Source organism: Flavobacterium sp. (assembly GCF_044341185.1).
Lineage (GTDB): Bacteria > Bacteroidota > Bacteroidia > Flavobacteriales > Flavobacteriaceae > Flavobacterium.
On the sequence record NZ_JBIISE010000036.1, the window covers coordinates 1 to 17,328 of the forward strand.

The 17,328-nt window shown below is 30.1% G+C and carries 16 protein-coding genes; 3 read left to right on the forward strand and 13 right to left on the reverse strand.

Annotation, left to right across the window (positions count from 1 at the left end; genetic code table 11):
• The coding region (locus ACIQZ1_RS08095; protein ID WP_396160469.1) for a lipopolysaccharide biosynthesis protein at positions 1–631 on the forward strand (631 nt) is incomplete at its 5' end.
• Positions 624–1,394 (forward strand): glycosyltransferase family 2 protein, encoded by a 771-nt coding sequence (locus tag ACIQZ1_RS08100; RefSeq protein WP_396160470.1) that lies wholly within the window; start codon positions 624–626, stop codon positions 1,392–1,394. The genes ACIQZ1_RS08095 and ACIQZ1_RS08100, both read left to right, overlap by 8 nt.
• Before the next feature lie 69 nt (positions 1,395–1,463).
• On the opposite strand, the gene ACIQZ1_RS08105 is transcribed toward ACIQZ1_RS08100, so the two are convergent.
• From ACIQZ1_RS08105 to ACIQZ1_RS08155, 11 genes are all read right to left on the reverse strand, one after another.
• Positions 1,464–2,033 (reverse strand): hypothetical protein, encoded by a 570-nt coding sequence (locus ACIQZ1_RS08105; RefSeq protein ID WP_396160471.1) that lies wholly within the window; start codon positions 2,031–2,033, stop codon positions 1,464–1,466.
• A gap of 136 nt (positions 2,034–2,169) precedes the next feature.
• On the reverse strand, positions 2,170–2,982 hold the full coding sequence (locus ACIQZ1_RS08110; protein WP_396160472.1) for an FkbM family methyltransferase: 813 nt from the start codon (positions 2,980–2,982) through the stop codon (positions 2,170–2,172).
• Between the two features lie 50 nt (positions 2,983–3,032).
• Positions 3,033–4,556: a T9SS type A sorting domain-containing protein gene (locus ACIQZ1_RS08115; protein WP_396160473.1), complete on the reverse strand. Its 1,524-nt coding sequence runs from the start codon at positions 4,554–4,556 to the stop codon at positions 3,033–3,035.
• 126 nt (positions 4,557–4,682) lie between these two features.
• Positions 4,683–6,215: a T9SS type A sorting domain-containing protein gene (locus ACIQZ1_RS08120; protein WP_396160474.1), complete on the reverse strand. Its 1,533-nt coding sequence runs from the start codon at positions 6,213–6,215 to the stop codon at positions 4,683–4,685.
• 20 nt (positions 6,216–6,235) lie between these two features.
• On the reverse strand, positions 6,236–7,135 hold the full coding sequence (gene rfbD, locus ACIQZ1_RS08125) for a dTDP-4-dehydrorhamnose reductase (protein ID WP_396160475.1): 900 nt from the start codon (positions 7,133–7,135) through the stop codon (positions 6,236–6,238).
• Positions 7,129–7,680 carry a dTDP-4-dehydrorhamnose 3,5-epimerase gene (rfbC, locus tag ACIQZ1_RS08130; RefSeq protein ID WP_396160476.1) on the reverse strand — a complete coding sequence of 184 codons (552 nt, stop codon included), beginning with the start codon at positions 7,678–7,680 and terminating at the stop codon, positions 7,129–7,131. Before rfbC ends, rfbD begins: the two co-directional genes overlap by 7 nt.
• Positions 7,681–7,773: 93 nt before the next feature.
• A complete protein-coding gene (gene rfbA, locus ACIQZ1_RS08135) occupies positions 7,774–8,631 on the reverse strand; it encodes a glucose-1-phosphate thymidylyltransferase RfbA (protein ID WP_396160477.1) in 858 nt (285 codons plus the stop codon).
• A gap of 52 nt (positions 8,632–8,683) precedes the next feature.
• Positions 8,684–9,691, reverse strand: a complete 1,008-nt coding sequence (gene rfbB, locus ACIQZ1_RS08140; protein WP_396160478.1) for a dTDP-glucose 4,6-dehydratase — start codon at positions 9,689–9,691, stop codon at positions 8,684–8,686.
• Complete coding sequence (locus tag ACIQZ1_RS08145) at positions 9,691–10,647, reverse strand: hypothetical protein (RefSeq protein WP_396160479.1); 957 nt, start codon at positions 10,645–10,647, stop codon at positions 9,691–9,693. Before ACIQZ1_RS08145 ends, rfbB begins: the two co-directional genes overlap by 1 nt.
• A 4-nt stretch (positions 10,648–10,651) precedes the next feature.
• Positions 10,652–12,337 carry a DUF6909 family protein gene (locus ACIQZ1_RS08150; protein WP_396160480.1) on the reverse strand — a complete coding sequence of 562 codons (1,686 nt, stop codon included), beginning with the start codon at positions 12,335–12,337 and terminating at the stop codon, positions 10,652–10,654.
• A 94-nt stretch (positions 12,338–12,431) separates the two neighbouring features.
• Positions 12,432–13,916: a GH3 auxin-responsive promoter family protein gene (locus ACIQZ1_RS08155; protein WP_396160481.1), complete on the reverse strand. Its 1,485-nt coding sequence runs from the start codon at positions 13,914–13,916 to the stop codon at positions 12,432–12,434.
• Positions 13,917–14,107: 191 nt separating this feature from the next.
• Here ACIQZ1_RS08155 and ACIQZ1_RS08160 point away from each other — a divergent pair, with 191 nt between their 5' ends.
• Complete coding sequence (locus tag ACIQZ1_RS08160) at positions 14,108–14,311, forward strand: twin-arginine translocase TatA/TatE family subunit (protein ID WP_396149275.1); 204 nt, start codon at positions 14,108–14,110, stop codon at positions 14,309–14,311.
• A 65-nt stretch (positions 14,312–14,376) separates the two neighbouring features.
• Here ACIQZ1_RS08160 and ACIQZ1_RS08165 read toward each other — a convergent pair whose 3' ends face one another.
• The gene (locus tag ACIQZ1_RS08165; RefSeq protein WP_396160482.1) at positions 14,377–16,509 is read right to left on the reverse strand and encodes a Tex family protein; all 2,133 of its coding nucleotides are present in this window, start codon (positions 16,507–16,509) and stop codon (positions 14,377–14,379) included.
• A 71-nt stretch (positions 16,510–16,580) separates the two neighbouring features.
• Complete coding sequence (rpiB, locus tag ACIQZ1_RS08170; RefSeq protein WP_396160483.1) at positions 16,581–17,012, reverse strand: ribose 5-phosphate isomerase B; 432 nt, start codon at positions 17,010–17,012, stop codon at positions 16,581–16,583.
• Positions 17,013–17,328 lie beyond the last annotated feature (316 nt).

Consider the following 17,328-nt stretch of genomic DNA (forward strand, 5'->3'; position numbering starts at 1 on the left):
TTCTAAAAAAATAATTTCACAGGGATTTAAATTTATGATTATTCAGATATTTATGGTCATAATTTTTTTTTCTGATCCATATTTAATCTCTTCCTATTGCTCAGCTGAAGATGCTGGTTCTTACGATATAGTTACTAAATTATTCCAACTTCCTCTTCTGATTATCACATCGGGATTAGCGACTTATTGGCCTTTTTTTTCAAAGAAGTTTCATGAAAAAGATAAAACTTGGTTTATTACTACTTTTAAAAAATTTGAAAAAAACTTCGTTGTAATAATATTATTGATTTTATTATTTTGTCTAATTAGTAAATGGATAATAAAATTTTGGGTTGGAGATTATTATTTTGAATCTATTTCTTATTTTACATTACTATTGGTAGCCCTAGGCATTATAGGAAGAATATATTATACTTTTTACGCTAACTTTTTTAATGGAATAAACAAATTAAAGTCTCAAATTTTTCTTTTGGGAATTGTTGCATTACTAAAAATTCCTTTAACTATACTATTGCTTAAAAACGGTGGCGGAATTAATAGTTTATTTTTCTTATTAGCTTTTTTTATGTTTCTTTTTGGCATAATTCTTAAATATGAGTCTAAAAAAATAATTCAATTATTAAATGATTAAAACTCCTCCTTTTTTTTCAATTATTACAGCTAGCTATAATAGTGAAAAAACAATAAAAAAAACTATTGAATCTCTGTTAAATCAAACTTTTATAAATTTTGAATATATAATTATTGATGGTGGTTCTAAGGATTCTACTTTAGAAATAATAAAATCTTTTGAAAAAAAATTCAGCGAAAAAAATATCGTTTTAAAACATTTATCTGAACCAGATAATGGGATTTATGATGCTTGGAATAAAGGTTTAAAACTAGCACAAGGTGAATGGATAAGTTTTATAGGTTCAGATGATTTTTATGAATTAAATGCACTTGAATTATACTATAAAAACATTGAAATAAACCAAAACATTAATTTTATTTCTTCCAAAATAAACATTATTAATTCTGAAAATATAATTGTTAGAACAGTTGGGGAAAAATTTAATTACGAAGAGATTATCAGGAATATGAATATTGCTCAAGTAGGAGCATTTCATAAAAGAGAATTGTTTGATAAAATTGGAGACTTTAGTTTAGAATATAAAATTGCTGGTGATTTAGAGTTTTATACTAGAACTAAAGATGTTTTTTTACCAGGATATTTTGAAACAATAACGGCTCATATGCTAAATGAAGGAGTTAGTAATTTAATATACGATGCCCAAAATGAAGCAAGAAAATTAAAACTTAAGAAGCACCTTTTGCCAATACATTTAGTTTATTTTACCTTTTATAAATCTTTATTAATCAGTTATATCAAAAAAATATTAAATAAAAACTAGTAATTATTATTTTGAAAATAAAAAAGCTCCAATAATTAAATTGGAGCTTTTTTAATATTATTTATGGTGTTATTTTACAGCTTTAACAACTTGATCAATTCTGTTTTTCATTGCTACTTCAGAAGGGTAGAAAGATGGTGGAGCATATCTCTTACCTGCAACGTTTTTAGGCTTGAAAATTACTTTGTCTTTATCTACAAACTCAATAGTTTCTTCATTAGGTCCAAAATAATCGAAAAAATATTTTCCTTCAGCAGTAAATTCACTGTTAAAGTATTTCATTCTAAAGTTTAAAATTTGCAACTCTTCTTCTTTTTGAACAGAATTGAAATCTACTCTTAATTGAGTTGGAATATGATCCTCTGGAATCTCAAAAACAACATCTTGAGGAGTTGAACTACCTTTAACTTGAACCCAAATAGATGTGTCTTCAGGGAAATTTAATGTTCCGTCTTCTGAATAATACAAATGAAATGAATCATCTTTTTTAGCTAATACTTTAAATATTACTTTAAAAGTTTTTGGGTTTTCTTTTTTAATTTCTCCAACAACTTCTTGTCCATCTTTCTTCTCTTCATTTTTACATGAAACGAAAGATAATGTTAAAACTAAACATGTTAATAAAAATTTTGTTCTCATCCTTGTTTTTTTTTGCAAAATTATTAATTTTTATTTAATAACGAAATTAAATCGTTTTTATTTTATTTTTTCGAAATTTAACTATTTTGGTTACTCAAATGACGTTTATTCTAGTAAAAGATAAAGTTGTCCTTTTTTAAATCCAAAAATGTATCATTACTGGTTTGGGTTCTTCCCCATGAATGCCTTTAATAAAATAGTTGTATTCTGGAACATAGCTTTTTATTAAATTAATAATCTCATTAGAATTGTTTTCTTCATGATATACGGTGATAGCAATCTTTGGTTTGTTGTTTTTAATTGTGTCTGCTGCGCCTAATAACATTTCTTGTTCAAACCCCTCAATATCAGCTTTTAAAAATGTAATTTTTTTGTTTTGAAGTAAGGTGTCAATTTTTCTAATTTGAATCTTATTATTCCCTGTTTCAGTATTTGAAATTTGACCTGCTAAAGAATCTTCATTAAAATAAACTTCGTCATCAACAGAACCTACTGCGTTGTTAAAAATAGTTGTTTTGCTTGAAAAATCAGAAAATGTTTTCCCTAAAGCATCACAAAAGAAATTACTCGGCTCCACCATATAAATATGTTCACATTTATCTATAACCACTAAAGGGAATAGTCCTTCTGCTGTTCCAATATCTAAAAGTATGTCGCCTTTTTCTATTTCAGTAGTTTTATACTGATAGTAATGCCAATCTTCGGTGTCAAAAGTTTCTGCAGTAACTTGATTAATTCCTTTTACATCAAATTTACTCGGCCAGTATAATTTTTTCGATATGGTATTAAATGTTATTTCAAAAAAATTATCTTTTAACGTAATTTCTTTTAAATATTTCTTTGCGATTGTATCAACTTTTGGTTTTAATAAAAATTTAATTAATTCTAATATATTTATGTTGTTTTTACAATGGAATAACCAGTAATACAAAATTCTCAATCTTCTCATTTTCTAACTTATTTTCCTTTAAATATTTGGGTTTTTTGGAAGTTAAACTTCTATTTCTTTATGCATTTTTTATAGTATGTATTGCTCTCCGTACTAATAACAACAATGTATACTCCACTATCTAATTTGCCCAAATTTAAACTATTATTTTCAACTTTATTTGTCAAAACAATTAATTTATTTTGCATGTCAAAGATTTTTATTTCTTTAATCTCTTCTTTGCAAATTATATTTAAATTATCTGTTACTGGATTTGGAAAAATTTCAACTTCTTTATCTAAATCAAAAGATTCATTATTTAAAATTCCTTGTTCAATTCTTATAGAACTAAGTCCATAAAATGGCCCAACAACAACATTATTTGCATCATAATAGTTTCTATAAACATATCCTCCAACAACTATTTTGCCGTCTTCTTCCAAATTAACAACTGAAGATTGATTGTCTTTGTATAATAACGCAGGGAAACTATAAGTGAAAGTACCATTTTGAGCAAAACTTATATCCAAATTTCCTGATGGATTAAATTTTTTCAAGATAAAATTCCTAATACATGGTCCAGAATTACATCTATCTATCCCAACCACATAAATATTTTCATTGGAATCTAATTTAAAATTGGAATCATGATAAATTGGAATATTAAAAATTATTTGGAAATTATTAATATCAATTTTTTTTAGATATCTATACTGAGAAGTAAATGATGATGATTCTAAAATATTAACATATAAATTAGAATTAAATAATTGAGCATCTTTAATAGTATATGATATTGAAAAACTCGTTGAAAGGTGAATTAATTTTATTCCATTAGTTGCAAAACTAGTAATATATTCCCCGTTTTCGTCAATTTTAGCAATTACTAAATTATTTAAAGTAGATGATGATTCAGAATGCTTTGTTTTTCCAATTAAAAGATAACCATCACTAACTTTTATTACATTATTTACATTCGAACTTGATGGTGTAATAGAATTAAATATATGTTCTTTAAAAGAATTTGTTCCAAAACTTGTGTCAATACTACCACTAGAAAGCAATTTAAAAGTAACTACTTTAGATGAACTGCTATTTGCTTTCATTGCGGCACAAAATAATTTTCCAGAATTGTCGATTGAAAAATCAAAAATATTTTCATTTTCCCCCAGGTTAATTTTGCTAATACCATTCAAACCAAAAGCAGCATCATAAACTCCATTTTCTGAAATTTTTAAAACAAATCCGTCTTCTGAACTATTGTTTGTATTTAAAATTTTACCAAATAAATAAATTGAATTGTTAATAATTTTACCGCCATTAATTGTAAACGTTTCACTTGAATTATTAAAAGATAATTTACTATTGACTCCAAATGACACATCTAAATTTCCATTATAACTCGTTTTAGAAATTTCATTATTTGAAAAATAAAAATACGATTGATTTAGCTTTAAAAGCCCTTTAGGATTTAATAAATAATTTTCATTAAATTTATATCCTTGAGTACCATAAGTAGCGTCTAAAATGTACGACTGTGCATTTAATAGATTTGACATTATAATCATTATCAGTAAAAATAATCTATTTTTCATAATCTTTATTTTTAAAATAATTATACCTTTTTTAAACCCTCCTTCCAATTTTTAACCTCAATACCAAAAACCTTTTGTTTAAAACAGTGTCATTTGGTCTTTTTATTTGTGCTGGAAATTTAATTTCTATTTTTTTATGCACTTTTTAAAGTAAGTATTGCTATCCGTACTAATTACAACAATGTATAATCCAGCATCCAATTTTCTAACATCTAAACTATTATTATCAAATTTGTTTGTCTTTAAAATTAATTTATTTTGTAGGTCAAAGATTTTTATTTCTTTAATCTCTTCTTTGCAAATTACATTTAAATTATCTGTAACTGGGTTTGGAAAAATAGTTATATTTTCATCTAAGTCAAATGATTCATTATTTAAAACTCCTTGTTCAATTCTTATTGAACTAAGACCATAAAATGGACCAATAACAACATTATTCGCATTATAATAGTTTCTGAAAACATATCCTCCAACAACTATTTTGCCGTCTTCTTCCAAATTTACAACTGAAGATTGATAATCTTTTACAGATAATCCAGGAAAACTATAGGTGTAAATTCCATTTTGAGCGAAACTTGTATCCACATTTCCAGATGAATTAAATTTTTTCAACATAAAACTTCTAATACATGGGCCAGAATTACATCTATTAATTCCAACCACATAAATATTTTCATTAACGTCTAATTTAAAATTGGAATCGTAATAAATTGGAACATTAAAAATTGTTTGAAAATTATTGATATCTATTTTTTTTAAATATCTACCCTGAGAACTAAATGAAGAGGCTTGCGATATATTAATGTATAAATTAGAATTCACTAATTGAGCATCTTTTATGGAATATAAATCAAGACTAGTTGTAAGATGAATCAATTTTATTCCATTAGTCCCAAAAGATGTAACATAATTTCCGTTTTCATCCACTTTTGCAATTGCTATATTAGAATTGAAATAAGTGTAATTATTTAATACTTCCGTATGTATTGTCTTTCCAATTAAAAGATAACCATCACTAACTTTTATTATTTTATTTACATCTGCGCCTGATTGTGCAAGAGAATTAAATATGTGTTCTTTGAAAGAATTTGTTCCAAAACTCGTGTCAATACTACCGTTTGAAAGTAATTTAAATGTAACTATTCTGGAAGAACTGCTATTTGTTTTTTTGGCTGTACAAAATAATTTCCCAGAATCATCGATTGAAAAATCAAAAATATTTTCGTCTTCACCTAAGTTAATTTTGCTAATACCATTTAAACCAAAACTAGTATCATAAATTCCATTTTCTGAAATTTTCAAAACAAATCCGTCTTCAGAATTAACATTTGTGTTTACAATTTTACCAAATAAATAAATTGAATTATTAATGATTTTTCCACCATTAATTGTATAGGTTTCGTTTGAATTATCAAAAGATAATTTACTATTAACTCCAAATGACGAATCTAAACTTCCATTATAATTCGTTTTAGAAATTTCATTAGTTGAAAAATAAAAATACGATTGATTCAGCTTTAAAAGCCCTTTAGGATTTAATAAATAATTATCATTAAATTTATATCCTTGAGTACCATAAGTAGCGTCTAAAATGTACGACTGTCCATTTAATAGATTTCCTATTATAACCATTATCAGTAAAAATAATCTATTTTTCATGTTTTTTGTTTTTAGAATAATTATACCTTTTTTAAACTCTCCTTCCAATCCATAATCTCAACTCCAAAAACACTTTTTATTTTGCTTTTATCTAAAACACTGTATGCTGGTCTTTTGGCTGGTGTAGGATATGCAGAAGTTGGTATGGGTTGTAAATTTACGGAAATGTTATTGACTCTGAATATTTCTGCGGCAAAATCGTACCAAGAACATTGTCCTTCGTTGCTGAAGTTGTAGATGCCATAGTGTTCAGTGTTCAGTTTTGAGTGTTCAGTTATAATTGTTACTAAACATTCCGCTAAATCAACTGCGTTTGTTGGTGTGCCAATTTGGTCTGCAACCACTGATAAACTGTCCCTTTCAGAAGCCAATCGCAACATGGTTTTCATGAAATTATTAGCAAATTGCGAATACACCCAAGATGTTCTTATAATAAAATGCTTTCTCCAAGTGCTTTCAATAGCTTGTTCGCCTTGCAATTTCGTTAAACCGTATATTCCAGCTGGAAAAGGCACGTCGGTTTCTGTTAATCCTTTTTCACTTTTAAGTGGTAAACGTAATTGGCTGTCGTAATACGCCATTCCGTCTACAAATTTCGCATCAAAAACAAAATCGGTAGAAATATGTAATAAAATCGTGTAGTGTGTTTTACAAACCTCAGCTATGTTTTGAGCTCCTGTTACATTGATGGCAAACGCATGTTCAGGTTCTGATTCTGCTTTGTCAACTGCCGTGTAAGCCGCTGCATTGATACAGAAATTAGGTTTATATTTTTCGAAAACGGTTTCACAATTCCTTTTGTCCGTAATGTTCAATTCTAAGGAAGTACAAAACACAAAATCGATTGAAGGATACTTTTCCACAATCGACTGAATCGCTTGTCCTAATTGTCCATTAGCACCTGTTACTAAAACTACCATACTTTTTTTGCTTTTTCTATAGTAGGTAATATTTGGTCTTTTTCTGAAATAATCAGTTGTTCAATTGGAAAATTCCAATCAATATTTACAGTGGTGTCGTTAAATAACAAACCGCCTTCTGAATCTTTATTGTAGAAATTATCGCATTTGTAAAAGAAAGTCGCCGTTTCGCTTAACACTAAAAAGCCGTGAGCAAAACCTCTTGGAATAAAAAATTGTTTTTGGTTTTCTGCCGATAAAAAAACCGCTTCATATTGGCCGTAAGTTTCGGAATTAGGTCTTAAATCTACCGCTACGTCTAATACTTCACCTTGTAAAACTCGAACTAATTTAGCTTGCGCATGGCCTCCAGTTTGATAATGTAATCCTCGTAAGACTCCTTTTGAAGAAAATGACTGATTGTCTTGAACAAAAGTTACTTTTTGACCAATGCCTTCACTGAATGTTTTCTCGTTGAAACTTTCCATAAAGTACCCGCGTTCGTCTTTTATTATTTTTGGCTCAAGGATATAACATCCTATTAATTTAGTTTCTATAAATTTCATTTGTTCAACGTCAAAAATCAATTACAATGTCAAAATCAATATTAATAATGAAATTAATTTTGTTCTTAATACTTAATTCTAAAATCTTATTACTTAAATAATACTCATTAAATGTGTTCCGTAACCACTTTTCAATAAAGGTTCGGCGAGTTTTTTCAACTGTTCTGCGTTGATAAAACCCATTTTATATGCTGCTTCTTCAATAGCGCCGATTTTTAGTCCTTGACGTTCTTCAATAACCTGAACAAATTGCCCAGCTTGCATTAATGACTGGAATGTTCCCGTGTCTAACCAAGCCGTTCCTCTGTCTAAAATACTAACTTTTAATTTACCTTGTTCTAAATAGGCTTTATTGATATCGGTAATTTCTAATTCACCACGGTGACTTGGTTGTATGTTTGCAGCAATTTCAATCACAGAATTATCATAAAAATAAATTCCTGGAACGGCATAATTTGATTTTGGCTCTGCTGGTTTTTCTTCAATAGAAAGTACTTTGCCTGTGGCATCAAATTCTACTACGCCATAACGTTCTGGATCGTGTACATGGTATGCATACACAATTCCGCCATCCGGATTGTTGTTGGCTTGAAGTAATTCTGCCAATCCAGTTCCATAAAAAATATTATCTCCTAAAACTAAGGCAACTTTGTCGTTACCCACAAATTCTTTTCCAATAATAAATGCTTCGGCTAAACCATTTGGGTGTTCTTGTACAGCATATTCAAATCTACATCCTAAACTGCTTCCGTCGCCTAATAAATGTTGAAATAAAGGCAAGTCGTGAGGTGTAGATATAATTAAAATTTCGTTGATTCCTGCCCACATCAAAGTTGATAAAGGATAGTAAATCATGGGTTTGTCATAAATTGGCATTAATTGTTTACTTACCGCTAATGTTAATGGGTGTAATCTTGTACCTGAGCCTCCGGCTAATATAATTCCTTTCATAAATTTAAAAGTAAAAAGTAAAAAGTAAAAAGTTAAATGATTCAACTAAAACTTAAAACTTGTTAATATACCATTCAATTGTTTTTTTAATTCCTGTTTCAAAATTTTCATCTGCTTTCCAGCCAAGTTCTGTTTCAATTTTTGTGGCATCAATTGCATAACGTAAATCGTGACCAGGGCGGTCTGTTACAAACGTTATTTGGTCTTGGTATTTACCCGTTGCTTTAGGTTTTAATTGGTTTAAGATGTTACAAACTGTGTCTACAATTTGTAAATTATTACGTTCGTTTCTTCCTCCAATATTGTATGTTTCTCCTGATTTTCCAGTTTTAAATGCTAACTCAATTCCTTTGCAATGGTCTAAAACATATAACCAATCGCGTACGTTTTTTCCGTCACCATAAATTGGAATATTTTCTCCAGTTAATGCTTTGCGAATTATGGTAGGAATTAACTTTTCATTATGTTGTTTTGGTCCGTAATTATTTGAACAATTAGTAGTTACTACATTCATTCCATAAGTATGAAAATAACTACGAACAATCATATCTGATCCTGCTTTAGATGCTGAATATGGGCTATTTGGCGCATAAGGCGTAGTTTCTTCAAACAAACCTGTTTCGCCTAACGTTCCGTATACCTCGTCAGTTGAAACATGGTGAAAACGAGAAGTGCTAAATTCTGATTTGTATTGATTTGGCGCCGTCATCCATAACTTTCTTGCTGTGTCTAATAAATTAAATGTTCCTAAAACATTAGTTTTAATAAACGCTTCAGGACCCGAAATAGAATTATCTACATGACTTTCTGCAGCGAAATGAATAACATCATGAAATTGATATTTATCAAATAAATTTTTAATGAATTCTCCATCCACAATATCACCTTTCACAAACGTATAGCGTTCGTGATTTTCAACTTCTGATACGTTTTCTAAATTTCCCGCATAGGTTAATGCGTCTAAATTTACCAAATGATAATCAGGATTATTCTCTATAAAATAAGGAACAAAATTTGCGCCAATAAATCCGGCTCCGCCAGTTACTAAAATGTTTTTCATTATGCTTTAATTCTTTGTTTTTGTTTTTTATATACTTTTGAAAACCAATACCCTAATAAATACAACAATACAAATAATAACGGTAAAATAAATTTCAATTTATTGTTTGCACCGCTTGTATTCATTTGATTTGATACTATATCCTGGTCTTTAATAATTTTTTCGAACTCTAATCGATTAGTGGCTAATTTTTGATTTTCTAGAATTAAATTATCCTTTTTTTGAATTAAATCACTTAAACCAGTATTTTCAGAAATAGAAACACTGCTTCCTATTTTATTTTGACTTAAACTTAAAACAATTTGGTCAATCTGAGCGATTAATGACTTGTTGGCTACTAATTTTTCTTCTAGATTATTTTGTTGAATTTTCTGAAGTTTAATAAAATATTCCGACTGTTGTAAATAGTTTAATAAGGGATCAATTAAATCTTTTTGATTGTAGGCTATGGCTGTTTTGATTTTTATACTGTGTAAATAATAATTTTTACTGGTTGTTTTATCTTCTATAATTTTATCTAAATCACCGTCTTCTGCCATTAATTTAACCAATTCAAAATTGTTTTTTTGACTTTCTGAATTAATAAAATTATAAATACCGTTTACATGCTGAATTTCAATAGAAATAAAATCTTTAATGTTTTTAATTCCAATTTTAGTGAAAAACGCTTGGTCCTTTTCTTTTAATTTTAACGAAATTAAATTTATTTTATCATACAAATACTCATTGCTTCCAAAATTAGGAATCACTACAATTTCATTTGTATAGTTAGGTTCTTTGTCTAAATAATAACCTACACCGCCTCCAATAACCAATAAAACAAATACAATTAGTAGTTTCTTTTGTATAAAAAATAACAAGTCAAAACATCTATTTACCACTTTTTGCAACCCTTTTGAAATGCTTTTTCCAATTTGGCTTAAATCTATTTCCTGCTCTTGAGAATTTGTACTCATAATCTTAGTTTACGTTAAAAATTTGTTCTAATATTTTAATGGTAATTAAATACGTTGGTTTTACACCTGTAGTTCCTAATCCTCCAGAAGCCAAAGTGCTTCCTGTTTCTAAAGGATTATCTGAAGCGTAATACGCATATCTTACTTTTACATTTGTGTTGATGCTTTTTCTGATTCTTGAAGCAGATTGAATGGCTTTTTGATAATACGAACCTTCCATTTCTAAACCTATGGCTTCCCAAGTGGATTCGTGGAAAAATTTTAGTAAATCTCTATTTTGTAAAGAGGTTCCTAAAACCGTTATCATAGGTCCTGAAAAAACGGGTATTCCATTTCCTTCGAACATTTCTTTTGTAAGTTCGTTTTCGAAATGATAATTATCTGCCGTTCCTTCATTTACGTGCGCGTTAGGAATCATAATGTCGCCTTTTCCTCCTTCTAAAATTCCAGCTTTTCCCATTATTGAAACCGATTCTACGTTTAATAGCGTCTTAGTTTTATCAACTTTATACGGTTTTAAAAGTTCGTCAATAGTTTCGTACGCTTGTTCGCCAAAAGCATAATCCATTACAATAAGCACTGGTTTTTCTTTTACAGATGCCGATGGAAAGGCGGTTTTTTTCCAATCGAATTTTGCGGTGTCAAAAATTTGAACATCAATATTTGTTCCAGAAGTGTCTGGTAATGAAATCATTCCTTGCTGTAAAGCTACTTCTTCTACTTTCTTACGTAAGTCTTTATGTGAAGATGAACTTAAGTCTTCGTAAATTAGAAAGGCTTCTTTTCCTTTGTATTTTGTAGCTAAAACAGCTGGTGCAAAAACAGAATTCATTACACTGTGCATATTCGCACTAATTATATGAATCGGTCTTTCTAATAAATTGTTTTTGCTAAGGGTTTCTTTGATGTTATTTGCCCAAATTTCACCATAAATATGATGCCCTAATCGTTCTCTTAAAATCGGGCTGAAAGTAATCGTGCGCTTGTTATTATCTACAATCTCTTCAATTGCAATTTTTCCTAACCAATATATAATTTGTAAAAAACGCTCTGGTGCTTCAGTGGTGGCAAAACCATCATAAATATCTTGAACTTCTGCAAAGGTTCTTCCTAACACGTTAGACAAGTGCGACATCGCAATTTCTCTATCTATAGGAGTTAGTTTTTTTGTTTGAAGGGCAAATTGTTCCAATTTTTGCCAATCGCGAGATACCAAGCCTTCATCGTCAATTAAAACTCTATCTTTAATTTTATGTGATTCAATAAAAATAAACGTTAAATGGGTTAAAATGTCATAAATATCAGAACGGCCACGGGTAATTTCAATATTCATTTGTTCGTCATCTATACGATAACAATTTCTTCTTCTTTTTGGAGGAACAATGGCTTTAAAGTGCGAATTCGCATAGCCTTCATCCGAAGTTAAATTGATATAACGACATTGCTCAATACCTACTGGTAAACGCTCAATGACGTATAATAATCCGTTTAACTCTACTTTTTCTTCTGCGATTGAACCATAAATTTCAGGTCTTAAGGATAATAAAGCTTCACGTAAAGTTTCTCCTGAAACACCCATTGGTTTGTAAAAACCTCTGTTAAATAAGTGTCGCATAGTAATGTACAATCGTTCGATGGCTGCCGACGATTCTTGCGCCCGAGAACGCGAAATGTTTTTAATGTCTCTCATTAATTTCTATTTTATAACCAACAAAGGTAATAAATTTATTCTATAGTGCGTTTTCGTTCGCTTTTTGTATATAGAAAGTTAATAATTTCTTTATTTACACTTCAAAAAAATCAGCAATTTTTCTATCGTTGCTTAATCGTGGTAATTTGTTTTGTCCTCCTAATTTTCCGATGGATTTCATATAGTTTTGAAAACCATTTTTAGCCACTTTCGTAATCACAAGTGTTCGCAACACATTGCCTTTTATTAAATCGTCGTAATACACATTTTGTTGGCGCATTTCTGTGTCAATTTTTAATGCAAAAGTTTCCAAATCTTCTGGTTCAAAATCAAATTCTATGAACCATTCGTGATAAGGCAATCCGCTTTTTGGATTAATTTGTGGCGCAACTGTAAACTCATTAACACTTATATTCGTTCCCGAAACGGCGTTTTGCAAAGCGGTTTCCACTTCTTTACCAATCACATGTTCGCCAAAAGCGGAGATATAATGTTTAATTCTGCCAGTAACAATAATTCGATACGGTTTTGTAGAGGTAAACGCAATTGTATCGCCAATATTGTATGCCCAAAGTCCTGCATTCGTGGAAATAATTAAAACATAATTTACGTTAATTTCTACTTCGCTAATTGTGAGACGTTTAGGGTTTTCTGCGAAAAAATCATCGGCTTTTATAAATTCATAGAAAATTCCAGAATTCAGAAGTAATAACATCCCTTTTTCGGTTTGCGAATCTTGATAAGCAAAAAACCCTTCGGAAGCAGGAAATAATTCAATTGAATCTACTTTTCTACCCATTAATTGTTCAAATTTAGCACGATACGGTTCATAATTCACACCACCATAAATGAATAAATTGAAATTTTTAAACAGCTCGCCAACAGGCAAATTCGATTTTGTTTTTAACTTCTCGAAATACATTTGTACCCAACTTGGAATGCCTGAAATCACCGTCATATTTTGATGAAATGTTTCTTCTACAATGGCATCGACTTTGGTTTCCCAATCGTCAATACAGTTGGTTTTCCAACTTGGTAATCGGTTTTTTTGTAAATATTTTGGGACGAAATGCGCTACAATTCCTGAAAGTCTACCTAATTTTATTCCGTTTTTTTCTTCCATTTCTGGACTTCCTTGTAAAAAAATCATTTTTCCGTCAACAAAATCGGCTTTACCCGTTTCATGAATGTAACTTAAAATGGCGTTTTTTGCAGCCTGAATATGAAATGGCATCGATTCTGCCGTTAGTGGAATGTATTTCGCGCCTGAAGTTGTTCCTGAAGTTTTTGCAAAATACAACGGTTTGCCTTTCCATAAAACATCCGATTTGCCAGCTACAACTTTATCTACATAGGATTTTAAATCTTCGTAATCTCGAACAGGCACTTGCTTGGCAAAATCTTCAAATGATTTAATGGTCGAAAAATTATGTTCTTTTCCAAATTGCGTATTTTTTGCTTGATGCAATAAGGATTGAAATACTTTTTCTTGCCTAGCAACAGGTTCGTTCGCCCATTTTTGCGTTTGAAAATGAGAATATTTAGCGAGTATTTTAGCTGCAATTGCTTTAATTGACATACTTGTCGGTTTTGTTTTTAGTCTTTTTTAAGACAAATCACCAGATTTTATACAAATATAAGATAATTAGCGAATGTGCCAATTAGTAAATCTCGAGATTCGGGACAAGTTGTATCAATAAAAAAGAATAATTTTATTTGTGTTTTAATTTTTTATGTACCTTTGTAGTATAAATTTAAAATTTAAACAAAATGAATTCTTTATATATAACTTTAGGAGCCATTGGTGGAACAGAGTGGATTATTATTATTGCTGTTGTTGTGTTGTTTTTTGGAGGTAAAAAAATTCCAGAATTAATGAAAGGACTAGGTGGTGGTATCAAGGAATTTAAAAAAGCAGCAAAAGGTGAAGACGAAACGCCAGTAGCTAAAAAAGAAGAGGAAACTAAAGAATAAATTTTTTTAAATTCCAATAAAAAAATTCCAAATTCCAAATTTAACAACTTGGAATTTTTTGTTTTTTATAATACCATCGTTAACTGAATACGTTTTCTCGCTTCGTCTACCTCAACTACTTTTACTTGTACGTGTTGGTGTAGTTTTACGACTTCGTTTACATCGGATACAAAACCTGCTTTTAATTGAGAAATATGAACCAAACCACTTTCTTTGGTTCCTATATCTACAAAACAACCAAAAGCAGTAATATTATTTACTATTCCGGGTAAAATCATTCCAGTTTTTAAATCTTTTATTGTTCGAACATTTGGGTCAAACTCGAAAACTTTTGCGGCTTTTCTTGGGTCTAATCCTGGTTTTTCTAATTCTTTTAAAACGTCTTTTAGCGTTAAAATTCCAATTTCTGAAGTGATGTATTTTTCAGGAGAAATCTGTGTGATTATTTCTTTGTTAGCTACTAATTCATTGGTTTTTACACCTAAATCTTTAGCCATTTTTTCAACAATTGCATATGCTTCTGGGTGTACGGCGGAATTATCTAACGGGTTTTTTCCGTCTTTAATTCTGATAAATGCCGCGGCTTGTTGATACGCTTTTTCGCCTAAACGAGGTACTTTTTTTAGTTGTTTTCTGTCTTCAAAAGGGCCGTTTTCAGAACGATACGCAACTATATTTTCTGCCATTTTTTCTCCTATTCCAGAAACGTAACTCAACAACGATTTACTTGCGGTATTTACGTTAATTCCCACTGAATTTACACAACTCATAACAACCGAATCTAATTGCTCTTTTAATTTGTTTTGATCGACATCGTGTTGGTATTGTCCAACTCCAATTGATTTAGGATCTATTTTTACTAATTCTGCTAACGGATCTGAAAGTCGTCTTCCAATAGAAACCGAACCTCTTACTGTTACATCATAATTAGGAAATTCATCACGTGCAATTTTACTCGCCGAGTACACCGATGCGCCTGCTTCTGAAACCACAAAAACCTGAACGGGTTTATCAAAAGCAATTTTTTTAATGAAAAACTCTGTTTCGCGAGATGCCGTTCCGTTTCCAATAGAAATCGCTTCAATATTGTAAGCATTAACCATCGAACGAATTTTTTTCATCGCCATAGCGCTATCATTTTGTGGTGCGTGCGGATATACCGTTTCGTTGTTTAATAAATCGCCTTTTTCATCCAAACAAACTAATTTGCAACCGCTTCTGTAGCCTGGGTCAATAGCTAAAATGCGTTTTTCACCTAATGGTGGCGCCAATAACAGCTGACGTAAATTTTCTGCAAAAACATCAATAGCTTTTATATCAGCTTTGGTTTTTGCTTCTTGCAACGTTTCGTTTGAAATAGCGGGTTCTAACAATCTTTTATAACTGTCTTTAATAGCTTTTTCAATTTGTTCGCCACTTTCGTTGTTGGTTTTAATTAAGTTGTCTTCCATAAAATGAATTACTTCGTCTTTGTCTTCCTCGTTTAATCCTACATTCAACTTAATAAATCCTTCAGCTTCAGCGCGTAACATAGCTAATAATCGGTGCGATGGTGCTTTACTTACATTTTCAGACCAATCAAAATATTGGGAAAATTTTTGAGCTGCTTCGTCGTCTTTTTTGGTTTTAACTACTTTAGTGATAATTTCGGCTTTACGCAGAAAGGTTCTTCGTAACGATTTTCGAATGAAAATATTTTCGTTTATCCATTCGGCAATAATATCACGAGCGCCTTGTAGGGCTTCGTCTTCATTGGTAACTTTTTCATTTAAATATTTCGATGCCAAAAACTCAATGTCATCATTTCGTTGAGACATAATTATTTTTGCTAATGGTTCCAATCCATTTTCACGCGCCGTATCTGCTTTGGTTTTTTTCTTCTTTTTATATGGCAAATAGAAATCTTCCAATTCTTGCAAATCAAAACTGTTTTCGATTTTCAATTTTAACTCAACTGAAAGTGCGTTTTGCTCTTCAATCGATTTTAAAATGCTTTCTTTTCGTTTTACAATTTCAATAAATTGCTTGTTTAATTTTGAAATGGTTTCAATTTGCACCTCATCTAAATTTCCAGTTTGGTCTTTTCGATAACGAGAAATAAAGGGAATCGTGCAATCTTCCGAAAGTAATTGTATTGTGGCTTCAATGCTTTTTACAGCAATGTTGGTTTGGTTTTGTATGAATTGAATTGTGGTCATTGTGAAAAACTAATATAAAATATAAATTCCGCCAAAACTGACGGAATTTAAAAAGTAATGTTTAAAAAATATTATTTACACGCAATTTTATTTACTCTATTTGCGTGTCTTCCGCCTTCAAAATCGGTGTTTAAAAAAGTAGCTACCATTTCCAAAGCTTGTTGGATAGATGTATAACGTGCAGGGATAGAAATAATATTTGCATCATTATGCTGACGCGCTAATGCTGCAATTTCTTTCGTCCAACATAAAGCGGCACGAATATCTTGGTGTTTGTTTGCCGACATCGCTATTCCGTTTCCAGAGCCACAAATTACAATTCCAAAATTGGCTTTTTTACTTGCAACATCATTCGCCACAGCGTGACCAAAATCTGGATAATCAACACTTTCAAAAGTATCTGTTCCGTGGTTAATAACTTGATGATTGTTGCTTTCTAAGAAGTTAACTATTGCTTTTTTGTAGTCTGGACCTGCGTGGTCGTTACCAATTGAGATTGTCATAATTGTGTGTTGTGATGTTAATATTGTTTTACAAAAATAATCAATATGTAGCGTATCATAAAGTAAATTTGTAAATATTATTGGTTTCTTATTTTAATGTTTTTAATAAAAACAATCGAAAAAAGGGTATTGTTAATACTTTTTGATAATCAGTTGATAATCAGTTAATGTTAAATTAACATTACGTGTTGATAACTAAAGATAGAAAATAATAAGTTTTTTACTGCTGTGAAATTAAAATTTGTAATGCAAATCTTAAATTTAAAAACAAAATTTAGTTATTACGTTTTATTGTTTTTTTATGAATAGTTTTTAC

Coding starts and splice junctions, on each gene's coding strand:
- ACIQZ1_RS08110 (WP_396160472.1), bottom strand. CDS start 2,982: ATGAGAAGATTGAGAATTTTGTATTACTGGTTATTCCATTGTAAAAAC.
- ACIQZ1_RS08145 (WP_396160479.1), bottom strand. CDS start 10,647: ATGAGTACAAATTCTCAAGAGCAGGAAATAGATTTAAGCCAAATTGGA.
- rpiB (WP_396160483.1), bottom strand. CDS start 17,012: ATGACAATCTCAATTGGTAACGACCACGCAGGTCCAGACTACAAAAAA.
- rfbB (WP_396160478.1), bottom strand. CDS start 9,691: ATGAAAAACATTTTAGTAACTGGCGGAGCCGGATTTATTGGCGCAAAT.
- ACIQZ1_RS08115 (WP_396160473.1), bottom strand. CDS start 4,556: ATGAAAAATAGATTATTTTTACTGATAATGATTATAATGTCAAATCTA.
- ACIQZ1_RS08160 (WP_396149275.1), top strand. CDS start 14,108: ATGAATTCTTTATATATAACTTTAGGAGCCATTGGTGGAACAGAGTGG.
- ACIQZ1_RS08120 (WP_396160474.1), bottom strand. CDS start 6,215: ATGAAAAATAGATTATTTTTACTGATAATGGTTATAATAGGAAATCTA.
- ACIQZ1_RS08165 (WP_396160482.1), bottom strand. CDS start 16,509: ATGACCACAATTCAATTCATACAAAACCAAACCAACATTGCTGTAAAA.
- ACIQZ1_RS08150 (WP_396160480.1), bottom strand. CDS start 12,337: ATGAGAGACATTAAAAACATTTCGCGTTCTCGGGCGCAAGAATCGTCG.
- rfbD (WP_396160475.1), bottom strand. CDS start 7,135: ATGGTAGTTTTAGTAACAGGTGCTAATGGACAATTAGGACAAGCGATT.
- ACIQZ1_RS08155 (WP_396160481.1), bottom strand. CDS start 13,916: ATGTCAATTAAAGCAATTGCAGCTAAAATACTCGCTAAATATTCTCAT.
- rfbC (WP_396160476.1), bottom strand. CDS start 7,680: ATGAAATTTATAGAAACTAAATTAATAGGATGTTATATCCTTGAGCCA.
- rfbA (WP_396160477.1), bottom strand. CDS start 8,631: ATGAAAGGAATTATATTAGCCGGAGGCTCAGGTACAAGATTACACCCA.
- ACIQZ1_RS08100 (WP_396160470.1), top strand. CDS start 624: ATGATTAAAACTCCTCCTTTTTTTTCAATTATTACAGCTAGCTATAAT.
- ACIQZ1_RS08105 (WP_396160471.1), bottom strand. CDS start 2,033: ATGAGAACAAAATTTTTATTAACATGTTTAGTTTTAACATTATCTTTC.